The organism is Streptomyces sp. NPDC050732 (assembly GCF_040654255.1).
In the GTDB taxonomy this organism is placed as follows: Bacteria; Actinomycetota; Actinomycetes; order Streptomycetales; family Streptomycetaceae; genus Streptomyces.
Genome location: NZ_JBFAHP010000032.1, coordinates 104,479 through 111,065, shown reverse-complemented (window position 1 = coordinate 111,065; position 6,587 = coordinate 104,479). Strand labels below are relative to the sequence as shown.

At 69.2% G+C, this 6,587-nt stretch carries 8 protein-coding genes; 4 read left to right on the top strand and 4 right to left on the bottom strand.

What is annotated here, in order from left to right:
• Positions 1-432: 432 nt before the first annotated feature.
• Positions 433-1,074 carry a DNA-3-methyladenine glycosylase gene (locus AB0H82_RS27100; protein ID WP_362997093.1) on the bottom strand — a complete coding sequence of 214 codons (642 nt, stop codon included), beginning with the start codon at positions 1,072-1,074 and terminating at the stop codon, positions 433-435.
• A gap of 161 nt (positions 1,075-1,235) precedes the next feature.
• Here AB0H82_RS27100 and AB0H82_RS27095 point away from each other — a divergent pair, with 161 nt between their 5' ends.
• The 3 genes from AB0H82_RS27095 to AB0H82_RS27085 all read left to right on the top strand — a co-directional run bounded on the left by AB0H82_RS27095 (position 1,236) and on the right by AB0H82_RS27085 (position 3,268).
• Positions 1,236-2,018 (top strand): sporulation protein, encoded by a 783-nt coding sequence (locus AB0H82_RS27095; RefSeq protein ID WP_362997091.1) that lies wholly within the window; start codon positions 1,236-1,238, stop codon positions 2,016-2,018.
• A 37-nt stretch (positions 2,019-2,055) separates the two neighbouring features.
• Entirely contained in the window at positions 2,056-2,595 is a 540-nt protein-coding gene (locus tag AB0H82_RS27090; RefSeq protein ID WP_362997089.1) for a YbhB/YbcL family Raf kinase inhibitor-like protein, read from the top strand.
• 166 nt (positions 2,596-2,761) lie between these two features.
• Positions 2,762-3,268 carry an HNH endonuclease gene (locus AB0H82_RS27085; RefSeq protein ID WP_362997086.1) on the top strand — a complete coding sequence of 169 codons (507 nt, stop codon included), beginning with the start codon at positions 2,762-2,764 and terminating at the stop codon, positions 3,266-3,268.
• A 28-nt stretch (positions 3,269-3,296) separates the two neighbouring features.
• Here the strand turns inward: AB0H82_RS27085 and AB0H82_RS27080 are convergent, their stop codons facing one another.
• The 3 genes from AB0H82_RS27080 to AB0H82_RS27070 all read right to left on the bottom strand — a co-directional run bounded on the left by AB0H82_RS27080 (position 3,297) and on the right by AB0H82_RS27070 (position 5,591).
• Positions 3,297-4,238 carry an SPFH domain-containing protein gene (locus tag AB0H82_RS27080; protein WP_362997084.1) on the bottom strand — a complete coding sequence of 314 codons (942 nt, stop codon included), beginning with the start codon at positions 4,236-4,238 and terminating at the stop codon, positions 3,297-3,299.
• Positions 4,239-4,318: 80 nt separating this feature from the next.
• Positions 4,319-4,747 carry an NfeD family protein gene (locus tag AB0H82_RS27075; RefSeq protein ID WP_362997082.1) on the bottom strand — a complete coding sequence of 143 codons (429 nt, stop codon included), beginning with the start codon at positions 4,745-4,747 and terminating at the stop codon, positions 4,319-4,321.
• Positions 4,748-4,793: 46 nt separating this feature from the next.
• Complete coding sequence (locus AB0H82_RS27070; protein ID WP_362997080.1) at positions 4,794-5,591, bottom strand: ABC transporter ATP-binding protein; 798 nt, start codon at positions 5,589-5,591, stop codon at positions 4,794-4,796.
• 121 nt (positions 5,592-5,712) lie between these two features.
• Here AB0H82_RS27070 and AB0H82_RS27065 point away from each other — a divergent pair, with 121 nt between their 5' ends.
• Positions 5,713-6,501, top strand: coding sequence for a hypothetical protein (locus AB0H82_RS27065; RefSeq protein WP_362997078.1), 789 nt, complete (start codon positions 5,713-5,715; stop codon positions 6,499-6,501).
• Positions 6,502-6,587 lie beyond the last annotated feature (86 nt).

Sequence of the window (6,587 nt, the reverse complement as noted above, 5' to 3'; positions counted from 1 at the left end):
CGATCGGCTGGAGACGGGGTTATCAACATATCTGGCGTTGACTTTTGGCACGCTGTTGAGTTCTCAAGGAACGGACGCTTCCTTTGTACTCACCCGCAGAGCGTTCTCTGGGGCTTTCCTCCGGGCGCTTCCCTTCGGTATTTCGTGTTTCCAACCTTACCAGATCCGTTTTCCGTTCCGTTCCCGGTTCGGATTTCATTTCCGGTGGCCGTTGGAGGGCCTTTGCCTTTCGGCGTGTTCACTACGTTAGCGGATTCCCTCCGCAACTCATAATCGAGTCTCGCGAGTTCGAATTCGGGCATGCAGGCATGCTGAATAAGACCCCGCCGAGGGGAAGTCGTTAAGGTAGTGGTTGGTCGCTTCCGGCTGCTGGCAGATTGCCGTACCCGGTTCATGCGACTCGGACTACCTTACGGAGGCACCGAACCCGCGTCAAGTCCGGCGGCGTCGGGGCGTATGGGCCCGATAAGGGCTCACCGTAGGGTCGTTGGCCACCCAGAAGCGCCACGGGTGGACGCCGCCCTCACCCGAGACTCCTGTACGAGGTCCGCTGCTGACCTGGTCGGACGGGACCGGGGTGCCGGTCAGTACGGAGAAGGGGGAGGACGGGTCCCCGCAGACGTCGGTGCCGTCCAGCTGGCGGTCCACATCAAGAGCGGTGGCCAGGCGTGCCGGGCCTTTGGCCAGTTCCTTGTCGTTTCGGGCCGAGAGTCGACGCTTGCGGGCCAGTTCCAGGCCCTCGGTGATCTCGCCCGCGCGCAGCAGCACCGCGCTCGCCATGCCCTCGGGGCCGCACACCAGGTTCATGCAGTGCCACATGCCGTAGGTGAAGTAGACGTACATGTGTCCGGGCTGCCCGAACATCACGCTGTTTCGGGCCGTGCGGCCGCGGTACGCGTGCGAGCCGGGGTCGACCTCCCCCGCGTAGGCCTCCACCTCCGTCAGGCGGACTTCGATCGGGCCGGCCGCGGAGTCGCGCACGAGGATGCGGCCGAGCAGGTCCGGGGCGACCTCCAGGACCGGGCGGTCGAAGAAGTCGCGGGTGAGAGGCGTACGGTCAGGGGTCGCGATCATGCCGTACGAGCGTACTGCACCTGGTCCTGATTCACGGGTGGTCCTCCGGCCGCCCGGTCGCCGGGGTGAGGTGCGGAACCGCGCGCGGTCCCCTCGCGTTTCTATCGATCAAGTATCCAAGTCGGGACGAGCCACAGGCGGCGGCCTGGGGATGGAGTGTCATGGGGTTCAAGAAGCTGCTCGCGAGTCTCGGGGCCGGTGGTGCCTCGGTGGAGACCGTGCTGACCGAGGTCAACGTGGTCCCGGGCGGCGTGGTCCAGGGTGAGGTGCGGATCCAGGGCGGGTCCGTGGACCAGGAGATCGAGGGGCTCTCCGTCGGTCTGCAGGCCCGGGTCGAGGTCGAGGGCAACGACCAGGAGACCAAGCAGGACATCGAGTTCATCAAGCAGCGGCTCGGTGGCGCCTTCACGCTGCGGGCCAACCAGGTGCACGCCGTGCAGTTCAGCCTGGAGATCCCGTGGGAGACCCCGGTCACGAGCATCGACGGGCAGCAGCTGCGCGGCATGGACATCGGTGTGACCACCGAGCTGGAGATCGCGCGCGCCGTGGACTCCAGCGACCTGGACCCGATCATCGTGCACCCGCTGCCGGCACAGCAGGCCATCCTGGACGCCTTCATCCAGCTGGGCTTCCGCTTCAAGAACGCGGACATGGAGCGCGGTCACATCCGCGGCACGCGGCAGAAGCTGCCGTTCTACCAGGAGATCGAGTTCTACCCGCCGCAGCAGTACCGCGGGCTCAACCAGGTCGAGCTGAGCTTCGTCGCCGACGACCGCGAGATGGACGTCGTACTGGAGATGGACAAGAAGCCTGGTCTGTTCAGCGAGAGCAGCGACTCGTTCCGTTCGTTCAAGGTCGGGCTGAACGACTTCCACGGCACCGACTGGGCGGCGTACCTGAACGAGTGGCTGTCCCAGGTCGGCAGCAAGCGCAACTGGTTCTAGGCTCGGAAGGGACAGCAATCGACCAGGAGGTGCCTACGTGAGCGAGCTCAAGAGGCCGCCGCTTCCCCATGACTTCCATCCGTCCGTGCCGTCGTTCACGGTCGTGAGCGAGGACTTCGAACCGGGGGCGGTCCTCAAGGATGCTCAGGTCCAGGCGGCCGGGAACACCTCGCCGCAGCTGCGGTGGGAGGGCTTCCCGCCGGAGACCAAGAGCTTCGCCGTGACGTGCTTCGACCCGGACGCCCCCACGGGGAGCGGGTTCTGGCACTGGACCGTCTTCGACATCCCGGTCTCGGTGACCGAGCTGCCGGGTGGTGCGGGCAGCGGGAAGTTCGAGGGACTGCCCGAGGGCGCCGTGCAGGTGCGCAACGACTACGGGGCGAAGGAGTTCGTGGGTGCGGCGCCGCCGCCCGGCGACCCGGCGCACCGCTACGTGTTCACCGTGTACGCGGTGGACCAGGAGAAGCTCGGGCCCGACTCGGACGCCACGCCCGCGGTCGTCGGCTTCAACCTCCGGTTCCACACGCTGGCGCGTGCTCAGGTGATCGCGGAGTACGCGGCTCCCGCGGAGAGCTGAGTGACCCTCAGATACTGAGCGTTCACCGATTGTTTGCCCGCCTCTGGTCATGGAAGTGATCAGAGGCGGGCATTTTTTATTGCGTTGTCCATCTCGGCGTGCCCGGCCAGAGTTGATCCAAGCCCGCCAGGGGGTGGGCCGGTGCATACGGGAGGTGGGCAGGTTGATGCGGGACACGCTGGTGCTGAACGCGAGCTTCGAGCCGCTCTCGACGGTGTCGCTCAACCGGGCCGTCGTTCTGGTGCTACAGGACAAGGCCGTGGTCGAGCACGCCCACCCCGGACTGCGCGTGCGCGCGGCGGCGATCGACATTCCCGTGCCCCGCGTCATCAGGCTGTGCAGATACGTGCGAGTGCCGTTCCGAAGACAGGCTCCCTGGTCGCGGCGGGGTGTGCTGGTCCGTGACCAGCACCGGTGCGCGTACTGCGGCAGGCGTGCCACGACGGTGGACCACGTGGTCCCCCGGTCGCAGGGCGGTGCCGACTCCTGGCTGAACACGGTGGCGTCGTGCGCGATGGACAATCACCGCAAGGCGAACCGGACCCCCGAGGAGGCCGGTATGCCGTTGCTGCGGCAGCCGTTCGAGCCGACGCCCGCCGACGCGATGCTGTTGTCGCTGGGCAAGGACGAGTTGGCCTCGCTGCCCGGGTGGCTGGCGCAGCCCGCCGCCTAGTACCGCGCCGGCGGCCCTTCGGGGCCCGTCAGTCGATCGGCGGCTGTTCGCGGCGCTCCTTGCCCTGTGCGGGGACCGAACCGCCGCCGCCCCCCAGCGGGCCGAAGTTGCCGAGTGCGCCGCCGAGGCCCTTGAGGGCGTCGCCGATCTCGCTGGGCACGATCCAGAGCTTGTTGGCGTCGCCCTCGGCGATCTTCGGCAGCATCTGGAGGTACTGGTACGAAAGGAGCTTCTGGTCCGGGTCGCCGGCGTGGATGGACTCGAAGACCGTGCGGATCGCCTGGGCCTCGCCCTCGGCGCGCAGGGCCGCGGCCTTGGCCTCGCCCTCGGCGCGCAGGATCGCGGACTGCTTCTCACCTTCGGCGCGGAGGATCTCCGACTGCCGTACACCTTCGGCCTGGAGGATCGCGGCGCGCTTGTCGCGGTCGGCGCGCATCTGCTTCTCCATCGAGTCCTGGATGGAGGTCGGCGGCTCGATCGCCTTGAGCTCGACGCGGTTGACGCGGATGCCCCACTTGCCGGTGGCCTCGTCGAGGACGCCGCGCAGCGCCGCGTTGATCTCCTCGCGGGAGGTGAGGGTCCGCTCCAGGTCCATGCCGCCGATGATGTTGCGCAGCGTGGTGACGGTGAGCTGCTCGATCGCCTGGATGTAGCTGGCGACCTCGTAGGTCGCGGCGCGGGCGTCGGTCACCTGGTAGTAGATGACGGTGTCGATGTTCACCACCAGGTTGTCCTGGGTGATCACCGGCTGGGGCGGGAAGGGGACGACCTGTTCACGGAGGTCGATGCGGTTGCGGATCGAGTCGATGAACGGGACGACGATGTTCAGGCCCGCGTTCAGCGTGCGGGTGTAGCGGCCGAAGCGCTCGACGATGGCGGCGCTCGCCTGCGGGATGACCTGGATGGTCTTGATCAGGGCGATGAAGACCAGCACCACCAGAATGACCAGGACGATGATGATTGGTTGCATCGGTTTCCCCGTACCCCTCTTGCCTCGGCGAAGATCTTGCTGGTCGAGTCTGTCAGACCGTCATCCGGCCCGTGGGGCATTCACATGACGACGGCCGTCGCTCCGTCGATCTCGACGACGTCCACGGCCTGGCCCGCTTCGAAGATGCGGTCCGTGTCGAGTGCGCGGGCCGACCAGACCTCGCCCGCGAGCTTGATGCGTCCGCCGGAGCCGTCGACCCGTTCGAGGACGACGGCCGTTCTGCCCTTCAACGCCTCTACGCCGGTGGTCAGTTCGGGTCGCTGGGCGCGGTGCCGGGCCGCGACCGGGCGTACGACCGCGATGAGCGCGACCGAGACCGCGGCGAAGACCACGACCTGCGCGACCATGCCGCCGCCGAGGCCCGCGGTCACGGCGGCGGCGACGGCGCCCACGGCGAGCATGCCGAGCTCCGGCATCGCGGTCAGTACGAGCGGGATTCCGAGCGCGGCGGCGCCGATCAGCCACCACACCCATGCGTCGATGTCCACCCGGTCATGGTAGGACCGCGGGTCCCTTCGGGGACAGGGCGCCCGATCAGCCGAGCGGAAGCCCCGTGGCGGTCCAGCGGTCGTTCCGCTGCTCGACGACCAGCGGGAGGCCGAAGCAGAGGGAGAGGTTGCGGGAGGTGAGCTCCAGCTCCAGCGGGCCCGCGGCGAGCACCTTGCCCTGGCGGATCATCAGGACGTGCGTGAAGCCGGGGGCGATCTCCTCGACGTGGTGCGTGACCATGATCATCGAGGGGGCGATCGGGTCGCGGGCGAGGCGGCCGAGGCGGCGGACGAGGTCTTCGCGGCCGCCGAGGTCGAGTCCCGCGGCGGGCTCGTCGAGGAGCAGCAGCTCGGGGTCGGTCATCAGGGCGCGGGCGATCAGGGTGCGCTTGCGCTCGCCCTCGGAGAGCGTGCCGAACTTGCGGTCCAGGTACCCGCTCATGCCGAGGCGGTCGAGGAAGGCGCGGGCGCGCTGCTCGTCGACGTCCTCGTAGTTCTCGTGCCAGCCCGCGGTCATGCCGTACGCGGCGGTGAGGACCGTCTGGAGGACGGTCTGGCGCTTGGGGAGCTTGTCCGCCATGGCCATGCCTGCGATGCCGATGCGCGGGCGGAGCTCGAAGACGTCCGTGCCGGGCTTGCCGAGGGTCTCGCCGAGGACGGTGGCGGTTCCGGTGCTCGGGAAGAGGTAGCTGGACGCGACATTGAGGAGGGTGGTCTTGCCGGCGCCGTTCGGGCCGAGGATGACCCAGCGCTCCCCCTCCTTGACCGACCAGGAGACCTGGTCCACCAGAGCCCGGCCCTCGCGGACCACAGATACGTCCTCAAGCTCCAGTACATCGCTCATGAGCGCGCTGTCTCCCATTGCAGTCTCGGTCGTCGCTCGCGCCTGTGGACGCGGCCCCCGGATAAAACCTACGCCACCGGCCGACCGTTCCTGTCGTGAGGCCGGTCCTTAGGCTGTGTGCATGCTCTCGGAACCACGCTCAGGACGCCTGGCCGCATGGGGAAATGCCCTATTGGCCGGACTTGTTTCCCCGGATGACGCGGTGCTCGCGATGGTCGGCGAGGACGCGGTGCACCGGGTCGAAGGACTCCCCGGCGAGTCGGGCCCGGTCGGGCTCACGCTCGCCATGGGGCGGCTGCGCTCGCTGGGCGTGACCGGACTGCGGGTGGCGCTGCCCGCGCCGGGGCATCCGCTCGGGCTGAGCGGGCCGCCCGAGTTCAACGCGCGCGCCCTGGAGGCGGAGGAGGCCGTCGTCGGTTTCGGCGCGCCGTACGGGCTCGTTCCCGAGGTGTACGAGGCGGGGCCCGACGGCGATGTCCATGTGGAGGTCGTCTGGCACTGCCTGCCCGTGCGGGAGGCGCCGCCCGCCGACGTGCCGTCGCTGGGCGAGGCGGAGCGTGAGCTCGCGGAGGCGCTGCGGGAGGCGACGCAGGTGCTGTCCCGGCTCGACGTCGCGGGGTCGGGGCCGGTCGCTGAGGCCGCGCTCGACGCGTACCGGGCGCGGGCCGAGCGGGGGCGTGAGCTGCTCGCGCCGGGCTATCCGCCGCGTGCGGTGCGGGTCCTGGAGCTGGCGCAGCGGGTCGGCCTGCTGATCTCGCTGGCGTACGAGAACGGGCACGGTGGGGCCGTGAGCGCTTCGGAGATGGCCGCCCGGGTGCAGGCGCTGCGGCCCGTGGAGCGGACGGCGCGGCGGGCGCAGGTGGCCGCGTTCAACTCGTACGTCGAGGAGCGGGAGCGGGGCGGGCACTGAGCCCCGCGCCCTCCGTGCCGTGGGGGCGTCGGGTGTGACGCCGCGGGCCCCGCGGACCCGACCGGTCCGCGGGGCCCATGCCGAGG

Bases quoted from the DNA above. Each gene is read 5' to 3' on its own strand.
- AB0H82_RS27100 (WP_362997093.1), bottom strand. From the start codon at position 1,074: ATGATCGCGACCCCTGACCGTACGCCTCTCACCCGCGACTTCTTCGAC.
- AB0H82_RS27095 (WP_362997091.1), top strand. From the start codon at position 1,236: ATGGGGTTCAAGAAGCTGCTCGCGAGTCTCGGGGCCGGTGGTGCCTCG.
- AB0H82_RS27085 (WP_362997086.1), top strand. From the start codon at position 2,762: ATGCGGGACACGCTGGTGCTGAACGCGAGCTTCGAGCCGCTCTCGACG.
- AB0H82_RS27080 (WP_362997084.1), bottom strand. From the start codon at position 4,238: ATGCAACCAATCATCATCGTCCTGGTCATTCTGGTGGTGCTGGTCTTC.
- AB0H82_RS27070 (WP_362997080.1), bottom strand. From the start codon at position 5,591: ATGAGCGATGTACTGGAGCTTGAGGACGTATCTGTGGTCCGCGAGGGC.
- AB0H82_RS27065 (WP_362997078.1), top strand. From the start codon at position 5,713: ATGCTCTCGGAACCACGCTCAGGACGCCTGGCCGCATGGGGAAATGCC.